General features: G+C 74.3%; 10 protein-coding genes and 1 pseudogene. 6 read left to right on the top strand and 5 right to left on the bottom strand.

What is annotated here, in order from left to right:
• Positions 1 to 398: 398 nt before the first annotated feature.
• Both CP969_RS14825 and CP969_RS14820 read right to left on the bottom strand, forming a co-directional pair.
• Positions 399 to 2,663, bottom strand: coding sequence for a heavy metal translocating P-type ATPase (locus CP969_RS14825; RefSeq protein WP_016826182.1), 2,265 nt, complete (start codon positions 2,661 to 2,663; stop codon positions 399 to 401).
• Positions 2,664 to 2,785: 122 nt separating this feature from the next.
• The gene (locus CP969_RS14820; protein ID WP_004987834.1) at positions 2,786 to 3,025 is read right to left on the bottom strand and encodes a heavy-metal-associated domain-containing protein; all 240 of its coding nucleotides are present in this window, start codon (positions 3,023 to 3,025) and stop codon (positions 2,786 to 2,788) included.
• Positions 3,026 to 3,356: 331 nt separating this feature from the next.
• On the opposite strand from CP969_RS14820, the gene CP969_RS14815 reads away from it, so the two are divergent.
• Positions 3,357 to 4,400 carry a zinc-dependent alcohol dehydrogenase family protein gene (locus CP969_RS14815; protein ID WP_016826183.1) on the top strand — a complete coding sequence of 348 codons (1,044 nt, stop codon included), beginning with the start codon at positions 3,357 to 3,359 and terminating at the stop codon, positions 4,398 to 4,400.
• On the opposite strand, the gene CP969_RS14810 is transcribed toward CP969_RS14815, so the two are convergent.
• Complete coding sequence (locus CP969_RS14810) at positions 4,381 to 4,944, bottom strand: GNAT family N-acetyltransferase (RefSeq protein ID WP_026085167.1); 564 nt, start codon at positions 4,942 to 4,944, stop codon at positions 4,381 to 4,383. The two genes, CP969_RS14815 and CP969_RS14810, sit on opposite strands and share 20 nt — an antisense overlap.
• Before the next feature lie 63 nt (positions 4,945 to 5,007).
• The gene (locus CP969_RS14805) at positions 5,008 to 5,202 is read right to left on the bottom strand and encodes a helix-turn-helix transcriptional regulator (RefSeq protein WP_016826185.1); all 195 of its coding nucleotides are present in this window, start codon (positions 5,200 to 5,202) and stop codon (positions 5,008 to 5,010) included.
• 560 nt (positions 5,203 to 5,762) lie between these two features.
• On the opposite strand from CP969_RS14805, the pseudogene CP969_RS33830 reads away from it, so the two are divergent.
• The 5 genes and pseudogenes from CP969_RS33830 to CP969_RS34440 all read left to right on the top strand — a co-directional run.
• Positions 5,763 to 5,924: pseudogene (locus tag CP969_RS33830) on the top strand (5-deoxy-glucuronate isomerase); the annotation flags it as partial.
• Positions 5,925 to 6,166: 242 nt separating this feature from the next.
• Positions 6,167 to 7,669 carry a CoA-acylating methylmalonate-semialdehyde dehydrogenase gene (mmsA, locus tag CP969_RS14795; RefSeq protein WP_026085168.1) on the top strand — a complete coding sequence of 501 codons (1,503 nt, stop codon included), beginning with the start codon at positions 6,167 to 6,169 and terminating at the stop codon, positions 7,667 to 7,669.
• Between the two features lie 207 nt (positions 7,670 to 7,876).
• Complete coding sequence (locus CP969_RS14790) at positions 7,877 to 10,534, top strand: alpha/beta fold hydrolase (protein WP_026085169.1); 2,658 nt, start codon at positions 7,877 to 7,879, stop codon at positions 10,532 to 10,534.
• Complete coding sequence (locus tag CP969_RS14785) at positions 10,531 to 11,430, top strand: ABC transporter permease (RefSeq protein WP_004987854.1); 900 nt, start codon at positions 10,531 to 10,533, stop codon at positions 11,428 to 11,430. Before CP969_RS14790 ends, CP969_RS14785 begins: the two co-directional genes overlap by 4 nt.
• A 180-nt stretch (positions 11,431 to 11,610) precedes the next feature.
• Positions 11,611 to 12,597, top strand: a complete 987-nt coding sequence (locus CP969_RS34440) for a chaplin (protein ID WP_223887078.1) — start codon at positions 11,611 to 11,613, stop codon at positions 12,595 to 12,597.
• Positions 12,598 to 12,748: 151 nt separating this feature from the next.
• Here CP969_RS34440 and CP969_RS14775 read toward each other — a convergent pair whose 3' ends face one another.
• A complete protein-coding gene (locus tag CP969_RS14775; RefSeq protein ID WP_026085170.1) occupies positions 12,749 to 14,011 on the bottom strand; it encodes an NAD(P)-binding domain-containing protein in 1,263 nt (420 codons plus the stop codon).

Here is a 14,011-nt window from a genome sequence, read left to right as displayed (position 1 = left end):
CCGTGCACTCGTACAGTTGTGCGGTCTGCCGGGACAACGCACGTTCGGGAGGGCCGCTCAAAGCTCCCCGGCGGATACGTGCCCCGGCAACGCTCCCCCGAGCTCTCACCTACGTTCGAGCAGGGAGGTACTCCATTCTGGGAAAGTCCCCCAAGACATCCCCAGATGCCAGGAAGCGCCCCCCAAGACGCTGCCCGACATCGCCAACTTAGACCTTCGAACCCCTTCGATGGTTACGTTCAGATCACTGTGATCTGCGTCTCTTGCGTATGTCCGTTAGGTGCGCAAGAGACGGAATGTCGCTCATGGGGCCCGAGCGTAAGGGTGATGCGCGAGCCTTGTGAAGAGCTTATGTGAGGGTCGTACCGGACTCCAGGGGTGCACCCCAATGTGAGACCTCAATGAAATGACCGCAGCCGCAGGCTGTTCGTCACCACGAAGACCGAGGAGAAGGCCATCGCCGCTCCGGCGATCATCGGGTTCAGCAGCCCGGCCGCGGCCAGCGGCAGCGCGGCGACGTTGTAGCCGAAGGCCCACACGAGGTTGCCCTTGATCGTGGCGAGGGTCCTGCGGGAGAGCCGGATCGCGTCGGCGGCCACCCGCAGGTCGCCGCGGACCAGGGTCAGGTCGCCCGCCTCGATCGCCGCGTCCGTGCCGGTGCCCAGGGCGAGACCCAGATCGGCGACGGCGAGCGCGGCCGCGTCGTTGACGCCGTCACCCACCATGGCGACGACGCGCCCCTCGGCCTGCAGCCGCCGCACGACGTCGACCTTGTCCTCGGGCAGCACCTCGGCGATCACCTCGTCGATGCCCACGGCCTCGGCCACCGCCCGGGCCACCGTCCGGTTGTCACCGGTCAGCAGCACCGGGGCGAGTCCCAGGGCGCGCAGTTCGCGCACCGCCTCGGCGCTGGTCTCCTTGATCGTGTCGGCGACGGCGAGGACCCCGCGTGCCGTCCCGTCCCAGCCGACCACGACGGCCGTGCGCCCGCCGTTCTCGGCCTCCCGCGCGGCCCGGGCCAGCTCCGGCGGCAGTTCCTCGAAGAGCCGCCCCACGGCCACCTCGTGGCCCTCCACGCGCCCGCGTACGCCCCGGCCGGGGACGTTCTCGAAGGACTCGGCCTCCGGCAGCGCGCCCGCGCGTTCCTCGGCCCCCGCGGCGACCGCCCGGGCGACGGGGTGCTCGGAGGCGTGCTCCAGGGCGCCGGCGAGCCGCAGCACCTGCTTCTCGTCGGTGCCCTCGGCGACGTACACCTCCTGCAGGGACATCCGTCCGGTGGTGACGGTGCCGGTCTTGTCCAGGACCACGGTGTCGACGCGGCGGGTGGACTCCAGCACCTCCGGTCCCTTGATCAGGATGCCGAGCTGCGCGCCGCGCCCGGTGCCGACCATCAGCGCGGTGGGCGTGGCGAGCCCGAGGGCGCACGGGCAGGCGATGATCAGCACGGCGACGGCCGCGGTGAACGCCGCCACCGTGTCGCCCGTGGTGGCCAGCCAGCCCCCGAAGGTGCCGGCCGCGATCAGCAGCACCACGGGGACGAAGACGGCGGAGATCCGGTCGGCCAGCCGCTGCACCCGGGCCTTGCCGTTCTGCGCGTCCTCGACCAGCTTCGCCATCCGGGCGAGCCGGGTGTCGGCGCCGACCCGGGTGGCCTCGACGACGAGCCGGCCGCCCGCGTTGACCGTGGCGCCGGTGACGGTGTCGCCGACGGCGACGTCCACGGGGACGGACTCGCCGGTCAGCATGGACGCGTCCACGGCGGAGGAGCCCTCCACCACCGTGCCGTCGGTGGCGATCTTCTCCCCGGGACGTACGACGAACCGGTCGCCGACGGCCAGTTGCTGCGCCGGTATGCGCACCTCGCGCCCGGCCCGCAGGACGGCCACGTCCTTGGCGCCCAGCTCCATCAGCGCCCGCAGGGCCGCTCCCGCGCGGCGCTTGGAGCGGGCCTCCAGGTAGCGGCCGAGCAGGAGGAAGGCGGTGACGCCGGCGGCGACCTCCAGGTAGATCGTGGCGGCGCCGTCGGTGCGGGAGACGGTGAGCTCGAAGGGGTGCCGCATCCCGGGCATGCCCGCGTCGCCGAGGAACAGTGCCCACAGGGACCAGCCGAACGCGGCGAGCGTGCCGACGGAGACCAGGGTGTCCATGGTGGCCGCGCCGTGCCGGAGGTTGGTCCAGGCGGCCCGGTGGAAGGGCAGCGCGCCCCAGACCACGACGGGCGCGGCGAGGGTGAGGGAGAGCCACTGCCAGTGGTCGAACTGCAGGGGCGGGACCATCGCCAGCAGGACGACGGGGAGGGCGAGGAGCGCGGAGACGGTCAGGCGCCGGCGCAGGGCGGCCGACTCGACGTCCTCCTGCCCACCGGGCGGCCCGTCGTGCGGGGCGGACGGCTCGTCCGCCGGGGGCGCGGGCTCCTCGGCGGTGTAGCCGGTCTTCACCACGGTGGCGATCAGGTCGGCGACCTCGACGCCCGGCGGGCAGGTGATCCGGGCCTTCTCCGTCGCGTAGTTCACCGTGGCGGTGACACCGTCCATGCGGTTGAGCTTCTTCTCGACGCGGGCCGCGCAGGAGGCGCAGGTCATCCCGCCGATGAGCAGCTCGACCTCCGAGGTCGCCGGCTGTCCGTCGGCCGGGGCCCCGGCGGTGGTGGTGCTGCTGGTCACGTCCTCACTCCAGGAAAGCCGGAAGGGGTGGTGTCCGGGACCCGGGGCCGACGGCGTGCCGGGCCGTGGGAGCTGATGGCCGGTACGGCCCGGTGCGCGCCGCGCGGTGCCCCGGTCCCGGCTCAGGCCTTGCCGACGAGTTCGAAGCCGGCCTCGTCGACGGCGGCGCGCACCGCCGCCTCGTCGAGCGGGGCCGCGGAGACCACGGTCACCTCGCCGGTGGAGGCGATCGCCTTCACCGAGCTGACACCGGGGATCTCGGAGATCTCGCCGGAGACGGCGCCCTCGCAGTGGCCGCAGCTCATCCCGCTCACCTTGTAGACGGCGGTGACGGAACCCTGGGTGTCGGTCGGGGAAGTCATGGCGTTGCTCCTCGTCGGGGGGTAGGGGATGGGAGGGTCCTCGGGGGCCCTCCACCAAGACTATACCCCTAGGGGGTATGAATCCAGGACCGGCGGGCCGGAGCGGCGGACGAAAGTGTTCCCCGTTCCCGGACGTTTCCGCGCCCGGACGCCCCGCCCGGACGCCCCGCCCGGACGCCCCGCGTTCCCGAACGTACTGCGCCTCCCGGAGGCCGCGGCGGCACCGGTGGGCGCGGGGGAGGGAGCCGTCGGCGGAGGGGCCGCCCGCGACAAAGCGGGAGGCCGGGGATAGCGTTCCGCCGACAACGGCGAGCGTGGGGAGGGACCGGCCATGCGGGCGGTGGTGTTCGAGCGGTACGGGGAACCGGCCGAGGTGCGGGAGGTCGCGGACCCGGAACCCGCGGAGCACGGGGTCGTGGTCCGCGTGGAGGCCACCGGCCTGTGCCGCAGCGACTGGCACGGCTGGCAGGGCCACGATCCGGACATCGCGCTGCCGCACGTCCCCGGCCACGAACTCGCCGGGACCGTCGAGGCGGTCGGCGCGCGGGTGACCCGGTGGCACCCCGGGGACCGGGTCACCGTCCCGTTCGTCTGCGCCTGCGGAAGCTGCCCGGCCTGCGCGGCCGGCGACCAGCAGGTGTGCGAGCGGCAGACCCAGCCCGGCTTCACCCACTGGGGCTCCTTCGCCCAGTACGTGGCGCTGGACCACGCCGAGGTGAACCTGGTCGCCGTCCCGGAGGACATGACCTTCGCGACGGCCGCCTCCCTCGGCTGCCGCTTCGCCACCGCCTACCGCGCGGTGGTGCAGCAGGGGCGGGTGGCGGCGGGGGAGTGGGTCGCCGTGCACGGCTGCGGCGGGGTGGGCCTGTCCGCGGTGATGATCGCGGCGGCGGCCGGCGCGCGGGTCGTCGCGGTGGACGTCTCCCCGCACGCCCTCGACCTGGCACGGACGTTCGGCGCGGCGGAATGCGTGGACGCGACGGGGACGAAGGACACGGCGGAGGCGGTCCGCGACCTCACCGGCGGCGGCGCCCACCTCTCCCTGGACGCCCTCGGCTCACCCGCCACCTGCGCCGCCTCGGTGGGCGGCCTGCGCCGCCGGGGCCGTCACGTCCAGGTCGGCCTGCTGCCCTCGCCCACGGGTACCACCCCGGTCCCGATGGCCCGCGCCATCGCCCTGGAGCTCGAACTCCTCGGCAGCCACGGCATGGCCGCGCACGCCTACCCGCCGATGCTGGAACTGGTCCGCGCGGGCGCGGTCCGCCCCGACCTCCTGGTGACGCGGACCATCGGCCTGGACGCGGCCCCGTCGGCCCTGGCGGCGATGGGCACGGCCCCGGGCGCGGGCGTGACGGTCATCGAACCGTGGCGTTGAGCGTGGCCCACTCCCGGTCGAGGATCGCCATGATCACCTCGTCCACCCACTCCCCGTCCCGGAAGGTGACCTCCCGCCGCACGCCCTCGACCACGAAGCCGACCTTCTCGTACACGCGCAGGGCGCGCGGGTTGTTGCCGTAGGCCTCCAGCTGGATGCGGCGCAGCCCGAGGCGCTCGAAGCCGTGGCCGACGATGAGCCGGGTGGCCTCGGTGCCCAGCCCCCGGCCGCGGCCGCGCGGCCCGATGAGGGTGCGGAAGGTGCAGCTGCGCGCGTCCGGGTCCCACGCGTTGAGCACCACCTCGCCGACGAGCTCCCCGGTGGCGCGGTCGGTGACGGCGAGGTCGAGCCGGTCGGGCTGCGCGGACCGGGAGCCGTACCAGGAGCGCAGCCGCTCCGGGGTGAGTTCGACGGAGGGGTCGAAGGTGAAGCGGACGACCTCCGGGTCCTGGATGATCTCCCCCATCGCCTCGGCGTCGGCCTCCGTGAAGGGGCGCAGCACGGTCCGCTCCCCGGTGAGGGTGGGTTTGTCGGTGAAGTCCATGGCGGAACTGTGCCCCACCCGGGCGGTGGGGCACAGCCGCTTTTCCCGGAGGTCCTCCCGGGGTCAGCCCCGGCCCCGGTTGCCCGGCCGGGAGGCCACCCAGGTCCGGACCGTGTCCGCGTACCAGTAGGGCTTGCCGCCCTCGACGTGGTCCGGCGGGGGCAGCAGGCCGTGCTTGCGGTAGGAGCGCACGGTGTCCGGCTGCACCTTGATGTGCGCCGCGATGTCCTTGTAGGACCACAGCCGTCGGTCGGTCATGTGTCGTACCTCCCCGCGCGCACCGCGGCGGCGGCCGGGGTGGCCGTCCGTGGGGGAGCCGGGTGCCGCGCTGACGATCACCAGCCTCGCGCCCGGTGAACGACACCGGGCGGGAGCGGGTCAGGGGGCGTGCGCGGATGTGACGGAAAGCCCGCACACCCGTGACGGGTGTGACCGAACGGAGGTCTTTGTGACACGAATGACGCAAAGGCGTACGCCGGTCGTACGGCGGGGGCGCTCCGGACCTCCTCGTGCCGCGGCGGACGCACCGGGCTCCCGTACGGGGCCACCCGGTTCACGCGCCGGTTCGAGGGCCGGCTCGAGGGCCGGTCGGTGGACGTCGTGGACGCCCACCGCGCCGTGCGGCCCGCCTCCGCCACCTGCCCGGTCCGCCGGGCGGAGCGCCCCGGGCCGGCCCGCGGCCGGAGCGGCACCGTCAAGATCTCGTCCGAATGTCCGGACAAAATGTTGACAGGGTTTCCCGCCCGGGCTAGAACCGGGGAGAGCCGTATGGTCCGCACGGAGGAAGAAGAGTGTGTCGGCTCCCGGGTGTGAGGGGTGTGTGCACGTTGGTCACCGATGGTGTGTACGCGTCCCGGGGCGCCCGGCCCCGGATCGCCTCCGGCGCGGGAAGCCGCTTTGCTTTGGCAGGAGCGAAGTGCGAGCGACGACTCCCCGCCCGCTATGGCCCCGCGCCGGAGGTGCAGGCCCTGGACGACGGCGTCCGCCGGGGCGCGGGCCGGTTCCGCGCCCCCGCCGCTCCCGCACGTGTCCGCCGCCCCCGCATGTGTCTACGCGGGGACCGAAACGGCCGACACTGTGTCGGGCGCATCCGAAGGCCCGGGCCTGTTGGGATGGACCCGTGGCCGGAACCGCGACACGGCCGTCCGCGGTCACGGCGCACGAGCTGTACGAACGGCACGTCTCCACCCGTCGCCGCCATCTTCAGAAGGAGCTCTCGGTCATGACGAAGATCGTCAACCACTGGATCGGCGGCAAGACCGCCGAAGGCGCCTCGGGTACCTACGGCCCGGTGACGAACCCGGCGACCGGTGAGGTCACCACGAAGGTCGCGTTCGCCTCCGTCGAGGAGGTGGACGCCGCGGTCGCCGCCGCCAAGGAGGCGTTCCTGAGCTGGGGCCAGTCCTCGCTGGCCCAGCGGACCGCCGTCCTCTTCAGGTTCCGCGCGCTGCTGGACGCCCACCGCGACGAGATCGCCGAGCTGATCACCGCCGAGCACGGCAAGGTGCACTCCGACGCCCTCGGCGAGGTGGCCCGCGGCCTGGAGATCGTCGACCTGGCCTGCGGGATCAACGTCCAGCTCAAGGGCGAGCTGTCCACGCAGGTCGCCAGCCGCGTCGACGTGGCCTCGATCCGCCAGCCGCTGGGCGTCGTCGCCGGCATCACGCCGTTCAACTTCCCGGCCATGGTGCCGATGTGGATGTTCCCCCTCGCCATCGCCTGCGGCAACACCTTCGTGCTGAAGCCGAGCGAGAAGGACCCGTCCGCCTCGATCCGCCTCGCCGAGCTGCTGGCCGAGGCCGGGCTGCCCGACGGCGTGTTCAACGTCGTCCATGGCGACAAGGTGGCCGTCGACCGCCTCCTCGCCCACCCCGACGTCAAGGCGGTCTCCTTCGTCGGCTCCACCCCGATCGCCCGCTACATCCACACCACCGCCTCGGCCAACGGCAAGCGCGTCCAGGCCCTCGGCGGCGCCAAGAACCACATGCTGGTGCTGCCCGACGCCGACCTCGACGCGGCGGCCGACGCCGCGGTGAGCGCGGCCTACGGCTCGGCGGGCGAGCGCTGCATGGCGATCTCCGCGGTGGTCGCCGTCGGCGCGATCGGCGACGAGCTGGTGGAGAAGATCCGCGAGCGCGCCGAGAAGATCAAGATCGGCCCCGGCGACGACCCGGCCTCCGAGATGGGCCCGCTGATCACCAAGGCGCACCGCGACAAGGTGGCCTCGTACGTGGCGGGCGCGGCGGACGAGGGCGCCGAGGTCGTCCTCGACGGCACCGGCCACACCGTCGAGGGGTACGAGGACGGCCACTGGATCGGCATCTCCCTGCTCGACAGGGTGCCGACGTCCGCCAAGGCCTACCAGGACGAGATCTTCGGCCCGGTCCTGTGCGTGCTGCGCACCGAGACGTACGAGGAGGCCCTGGAGATCGTCAACGCCTCGCCGTTCGGCAACGGCACCGCGATCTTCACCCGGGACGGCGGCGCCGCCCGCCGCTTCCAGCTCGAGGTCGAGGCCGGCATGGTCGGCGTGAACGTGCCGATCCCGGTCCCCGTGGGCTACCACTCCTTCGGCGGCTGGAAGGACTCGCTCTTCGGCGACCACCACATCTACGGCAACGACGGCACGCACTTCTACACCCGCGGCAAGGTCGTCACCACCCGCTGGCCCGACCCGGCCGACGCCCCCACCGGCGTCGACCTGGGCTTCCCGCGCAACCACTGACGGCCACCGCCCCCCACCCCGGCGGGACCGGGACCGTGCCCACCTCCACGGTCCCGGCCCGCCGCCCACCGCTCCCCCGGCCGGACCCCGGTCCCGCCGCTACCGCGGACGCAGTACGCGCGAGCCCCCGCGTACGCCGCCGGTAGGGCCCCGGGTTCGGTCCACGGGCGGCGTCGGGGCGCCGGACGCACCCCGTACCGTTGACGCATGGATCTTCGACTGCCCGGAGTGCGGTGGCTGCGGTCGCGGCGGCCGCGACGGACCCTGGCCGCCGTCGCGGCCGCCGTCGTCGTGCTCGCCGGTGCCGGCACCTGGACCGCCGTCGCCTCGGACGACGCGCCCGCGGTCCGCCGCGCCGACCGGGTCATGGACGTGGGCGACGGGGTGCGCATCGACACCTCGTACTTCACCGCCGGCCCGGACGGCCGCCGCCCCGCCGTCCTGCTCGGGCACGGCTTCGGCGGCAGCAAGAACGACGTGCGCCGGCAGGCCGAGGACCTCGCGCGCGACGGGTACGCCGTCCTCACCTGGTCCGCGCGCGGCTTCGGCAAGTCGACCGGGAGGATCGGGCTGAACGATCCGGAGGGCGAGGTCGCCGACGTCTCCCGGCTCATCGACTGGCTGGCCGACCGGCCCGAGGTCGAGCTCGACCGGGCCGGCGACCCGCGCGTCGGCATGGCCGGTGCCTCCTACGGCGGCGCCATCGCCCTGCTCACCGCCGGGCACGACGACCGCGTCGACGCCGTCGCCCCGGCGATCACCTACTTCGACCTGGCCGACGCGCTCTTCCCCGACGGCGTCTTCAAGAAGCTGTGGGCCGGGATCTTCGTCAACACCGGCGGCGGCTGCGCGCGGTTCGAGCCCGCGCTGTGCGAGATGTACGAGCGGGTCGCCGAGTCCGGCACCCCGGACGAGGACGCCCGCGCGCTGCTGCGGGCGCGCTCGCCGTCCGCCGTCGCCGACCGCATCGACGTGCCCGCCCTCCTGCTGCAGGGCCAGTCCGACTCCCTCTTCCCGCTCGGCCAGGCCGACGCGGCCGCGCGGGCGATCCGCGCGAACGGCGCCCCCGTCGCCGTCGACTGGATCGCGGGCGGGCACGACGGCGGCGACCCGGAGACGAGCCGCGTCCAGGCGCGCGTCCGGGCGTGGTTCGACCGGTACCTGAAGGAGGACGAGGGCGCCGACACCGGCCCCGCCTTCCGCGTCACCCGCACCGGAGGCGTCGACTCCACCGACGGCCGGGCCCAGCTGCGCGGCGCGAGCGCGGACCGCTACCCGGGCCTGGACGGCGGCGGCACCTCCCTCCCCCTCACCGGCCGCGAGCAGAGCTTCGCCAACCCGGCCGGCGCCAACCCGCCCGCCGTCTCCGCGCTCCCCGGCCTCGGCGGCTCCGGCGGCCTGGCCCAGCTGTCCTCCCTCGGCGTCGGGGTGTCCCTCGACTTCCCCGGCCAGCACGCCCGCTTCGAGTCCGCCCCGCTCCCCGGCGACCTGCGGATCACCGGATCGCCGACGGTCACCGTCCGCGTGAAGTCCACCGGCAAGGACGCCGTGCTGTTCGGCAAGGTGTACGACGTCGGCCCGGACGGCCGGCAGCAGGTGCTGCCCTCCCAGCTGGTCGCGCCGGTCCGCGTCGAGGGCGCCGAGGCCGGCAAGGACGTGACCCTCACCCTCCCGGCCGTCGACCACGAGGTCCGCAAGGGCCACCGCCTGCGCCTCGTCCTCGCCTCCACCGACCTCGGCTACGCCTCGCCGGCCGCCCCGGCGACGTACACCGTCTCCCTGAAGAGCGGCCTCACGGTGCCCGCCGCCCCCGGCGTGACCACCGCGGCGGCCCCGCTGCCCGCGTGGGTGTGGTGGCTGCCGGCCGCCGGCGCCGTGACCGCCCTCGCCCTGCTGCTGACCGGCCGCCGCCGGACGGCGGCCACGCCCCCCGACCCCGCACTGGCCGACGTGCCGCTGCAGATCACCGGCCTGAGCAAGCGCTACGCCCGCTCCGCCGACCGGTACGCCGTGCAGGACCTGTCCTTCCGCGTCGAGAAGGGCCAGGTCCTCGGCCTGCTCGGCCCGAACGGCGCGGGCAAGACCACCACCCTGCGCATGCTGATGGGCCTGATCAAGCCCGACGCCGGCGAGATCCGGGTCTTCGGCCACGCCGTCCGCCCCGGCGCCCCCGTGCTGTCCCGGGTCGGCGCCTTCGTCGAGGGCGCGGGCTTCCTGCCGCACCTGTCCGGCCGGGAGAACCTCGAGCTGTACTGGCGGGCCACCGGCCGCCCGCCCGAGGACGCCCACCTGGACGAGGCCCTCCGGATCGCCGGCCTCGGCGGCGCCCTCGCCCGCGCGGTGCGCACCTACTCCCAGGGCATGCGCCAGCGCCTCGCGATAGCCCAGGCCATGCTCGGCCTGCCGGACCTGCTCATCCTCGACGAGCCGACCAACGGACTCGACCCGCCCCAGATCCGCGAGATGCGCGAGGTGATGATCCGCTACGCCGCCGCCGGGCGCACGGTGATCGTCTCCAGCCATCTGCTGGCGGAGGTGGAGCAGTCCTGCACCCACCTCGTGGTCATGGACCGCGGCCGGCTCGTCCAGGCCGGTCCGGTCCACGAGATCGTCGGCTCCGGCGACACCCTGCTGGTCGGCACGGAGGAGCCCGTGGACGAGCCGCTCGCCGAGAAGGTCGCGGCCCTGCCCGGCGTCGCCTCCGCCGTCCGCACCGACGAGGGGCTGCTGGTCCGGCTGGACGCCGGCGGCACCGCCCCGCGCCTGGTGGCGGAACTGGTCCGGCTGGAGGTGCCGGTGGCGTCGGTGGGCCCGCACCGCCGCCTCGAAGACGCCTTCCTCACCCTGATCGGAGGTTCCGCATGAGCGCGCTCACCGAGCGGAACGAACCCGCCGGCCCGGCCGGGCACCCCGGGCCCGTGGAGACCGCCGCCGGCTACCGCGCGGGCCGCACGCTGCCGCTGCGCGTCGAACTGGCGCGACAGCTCAAGCGCCGCCGCACCTTCGTCATGGGCGCGATCCTGGCCGCCCTGCCCTTCGTCCTGGTGGTCGCCTTCGCGATCGGCGGCGAACCGGAGGGCCGGGGCAACCGCGTGAACCTGATGGACACGGCCACCGCGTCCGGCGCCAACTTCGCCGCCGTGAACCTGTTCGTGTCGGCGGGCTTCCTGCTGGTCATCCCCGTCGCCCTGTTCTGCGGGGACACGGTCGCCTCGGAGGCCGGCTGGTCCTCCCTGCGCTATCTGCTCGCCGCGCCCGTGCCCCGCATGCGGCTGCTGTGGTCCAAGCTGATCGTCGGACTGGGGCTGAGCCTCGCCGCGATGGTGCTGCTGCCGCTGGTGGCGCTCGCCGTCGGCACGGCGGCCTACGGCTGGGGCCCGCTGCAGATCCCCACCGGCGGCGCGCTCGACCCCGGCACGGCGGTCGGGCGGCTCGTGGTGGTCGTGGCGTACCTCTTCGTGTCGCAACTGGTCACCGCCGGGCTCGCGTTCTGGCTGTCCACCCGGACCGACGCCCCGCTGGGCGCGGTCGGCGGCGCCGTCGGCCTGACCATCGTCGGCAACGTCCTGGACGCCGTGACCGCCCTCGGCGACTGGCGCCACTTCCTGCCCGCGCACTGGCAGTTCGCCTGGGCGGACGCCGTCCAGCCGACCCCCCAGTGGTCCGGGATGATCCAGGGCACCGCCGTCTCCGTGACGTACGCCCTCGTGCTGTTCGCGCTGGCCTTCCGCGGGTTCGCCCGCAAGGACGTGGTCTCCTGACGCCGGACCGCACGCACCCCGTGCGGTCCAACCGGGTGAACCTGCGCAACCGATCGGCGTGAGGCGGGTTGAGGAGGGAGTAGGCCATGCGGCAACCGAGGGCCGGGACACGTGTCCTCGGTTGCCGGCCTCCATGCCGGGGCCGGCCACTCCGATTCTTCAAGCAGGAAGACAATCACATTGCGACAGACCCTGAGCAGGGGAGTGTTCGCGGCGGCCGCCGCCACGGGCATTCTGTCCCTGTACGGAACCCCCGCCCTCGCCGACTCGTACGCGGTGGGTGGGGTCGAGGATTCTCCCGGTGTGCTGTCCGGGAACAACGTGCAGGCGCCGGTGCACGTGCCGGTGAACGCGTGCGGCAACACCGTCGGTGCGGTCTCGGCGTTCAACACGGCGGCCGACAGCTTCTGCGCCAACGACTCGCAGACGCAGGAGTCCGGGGCCCGGTCGTCGGACTCCTCGCGCAGCGCCTCCCCGCGCGGCGCCTCCTCGTACGGTGACTCCTCGTACGGTGACTCCTCGTACGGTGACTCCGGCGGCGGTGCGCAGGCGGTGGGCGGCACCGAGGGATCCCCCGGTGTGCTGTCTGGCAACAACGTGCAGGCACCGGTGCACGTGCCGGTGAACGCGTGCGGCAACGACGTCACCGCGGTCGGGGCGTTCAACACGGCGGCCGACAGCTCCTGCGCCAACGACTCGCAGGCGCGGGAGTCCGGGGCCCGGTCGTCGGCCTCCTCGCGCGGTGACTCCTCGTACGGGAACTCCGGTGGCGGTGCGCGCGCGGTGAGCGACACCGAGGGATCCCCCGGTGTGCTGTCCGGGAACAACGTGCAGGTGCCGGTGCACGTGCCGCTGAACGTGTGCGGCAACACCCTCGACCTGATCGGCCTGTTCGACTCCTCGTACGGCACCTCCTGCGCCAACACCACGCAGCCCGGCTACGGCACCGAGGACGTCACGCCTCCGCGCACCGTCACCCCGACGCCCGAGCCCGGCAAGCGGACGCCGCCCGCGCCTCCGTCCGTCGACGAGGAGCGGCCCGGACCCGGTCCCCAGCTGGCCGAGACCGGCGCCGAGGGCCTGATCGTCGCCTCGGCCGCCAGTGCCGCACTGATCACGGGCGGGGCGATGCTGTACCGCCGCCGGCGCGCCGGCGGCCACCGCTAGCCGCTCCCGGTGCCGGGCACACCCCACCCGGCACCACCGAACCCCGGCACGTCCCCCGGACCGACCCGGGCCACCCGCGAGGTGGCCGAACCGGTCCGGGGGACGAACCATGTGCGCGGGCGACGTACGCCGCCCGCCGCCCGCCCCGGCGTCAGGGACCCACCGGTGACGGCGACGCGCTCCGGCTGCCGGCCGGAACGGGAACCGTCCCGCGCGGCGGGGTCGCCCTGAGCCGGCGGCGCACCCCCTGCACCAGGGTCCCCGCCGTGAACGTCGCACCGTGGACGAAGCGCATGGCCGGGCCGAAGCCGGACGCGGTCACCAGGCCCGCGAAGAACAGCCCGGGGTGGGACGACTCGAAGGTGTGTCCCAGGGCCGGGGAACCGTCGGGCAGGGTGGCCAGCGTGCCGCGCAGTTCGGCGGAGAGCAGCCCGAGCCGGTCGCAGCGCGCCCGGAACCCGGTGGCGGCGATGACGTGTTCGGTCTCCAGGCTGCGCCGGCCGCCCTCGAGGTTGACCGTCTCCAGCAGCACCCCGCCCGGCACCGCGCTCGCCCGGGTGACCTCGTGGCCCGGCAGCAGGTCCACCGCCCGCTCCACCCGGTCCCGCACCCACCAGGCACCCGCCGGTCCCAGCGCCGTGGCCGCGATGCGCGACCGGGTCGCCTCCGGCAGCCGGCGGTAGAGGCCGGGGCGCTCGGAGTAGAACCAGTTCCGCCAGCCGGGACCCAGTCCGCTGTGCGGGGAGCGGACCGACTGCCACCAGGGACGCTCCCAGGGCGGCGGCACGTCGTTCCACCGCAGCCGCTCCGCCCGCGCCAGCACCCGCACCCGCGTGCCCTGTTCGGCGAGCAGCGCCGCGGTCTCCAGCGCCGCCTGGCCACCGCCGATCACCGTGACGTCCTTGCCCTGGAAGCGGCCGAGGTCGCTGTGGTGGCTGCTGTGCGTGACCAGCGCGGGGTGCAGCCCGCGCAGGGCCTGCGGCACCTCGATGAACGGCATCACCCCGACCGCCAGCGCCACGCTGCGCGCGCGCAGCGCCTCCCCGTCCTCGGTGACCACCGTGAAGCCGTCCGGGCCGGGCGTCACCCGGGTCACCGTGCGCTCGTCCACCGGCGGCGCGGCGTGCCGGGCGAACCACAGGCCGTACGACGCGAACTCCTCCACCGGGATCGGCTCGGCGTGACGCGCCGTCAGCCCCCGCTCGGCGCAGTAGGCGTCCAGCCGCCAGCGGCCGCCCGGATCGGAGAGGTTGGACGCCCACGGCTCGGACTTCAGGAACATGCCGCGGGGCATGTGGTCCCGCCAGGACGCCATGGGTCGGCCGAACACGCGCAGCTCCAGCCCGGCGGCCGCGGCGTGGGACGCGATCGACAGACCGTACGGACCCGCGCCCACCACCAGAAGGTCGTACAT

Source organism: Streptomyces viridosporus T7A, from assembly GCF_008704515.1.
GTDB lineage: Bacteria > Actinomycetota > Actinomycetes > Streptomycetales > Streptomycetaceae > Streptomyces > Streptomyces viridosporus.
The sequence above is the reverse complement of the archived record's forward strand: the minus strand, read 5'-3'. Positions and strand labels throughout refer to the sequence as shown.

Coding starts and splice junctions, on each gene's coding strand:
- CP969_RS14805 (WP_016826185.1), bottom strand. CDS start 5,202: ATGACCGACCGACGGCTGTGGTCCTACAAGGACATCGCGGCGCACATC.
- CP969_RS14785 (WP_004987854.1), top strand. CDS start 10,531: ATGAGCGCGCTCACCGAGCGGAACGAACCCGCCGGCCCGGCCGGGCAC.
- CP969_RS14790 (WP_026085169.1), top strand. CDS start 7,877: ATGGATCTTCGACTGCCCGGAGTGCGGTGGCTGCGGTCGCGGCGGCCG.
- CP969_RS14815 (WP_016826183.1), top strand. CDS start 3,357: ATGCGGGCGGTGGTGTTCGAGCGGTACGGGGAACCGGCCGAGGTGCGG.
- CP969_RS14810 (WP_026085167.1), bottom strand. CDS start 4,944: ATGGACTTCACCGACAAACCCACCCTCACCGGGGAGCGGACCGTGCTG.
- CP969_RS14775 (WP_026085170.1), bottom strand. CDS start 14,011: ATGTACGACCTTCTGGTGGTGGGCGCGGGTCCGTACGGTCTGTCGATC.
- CP969_RS14820 (WP_004987834.1), bottom strand. CDS start 3,025: ATGACTTCCCCGACCGACACCCAGGGTTCCGTCACCGCCGTCTACAAG.
- mmsA (WP_026085168.1), top strand. CDS start 6,167: ATGACGAAGATCGTCAACCACTGGATCGGCGGCAAGACCGCCGAAGGC.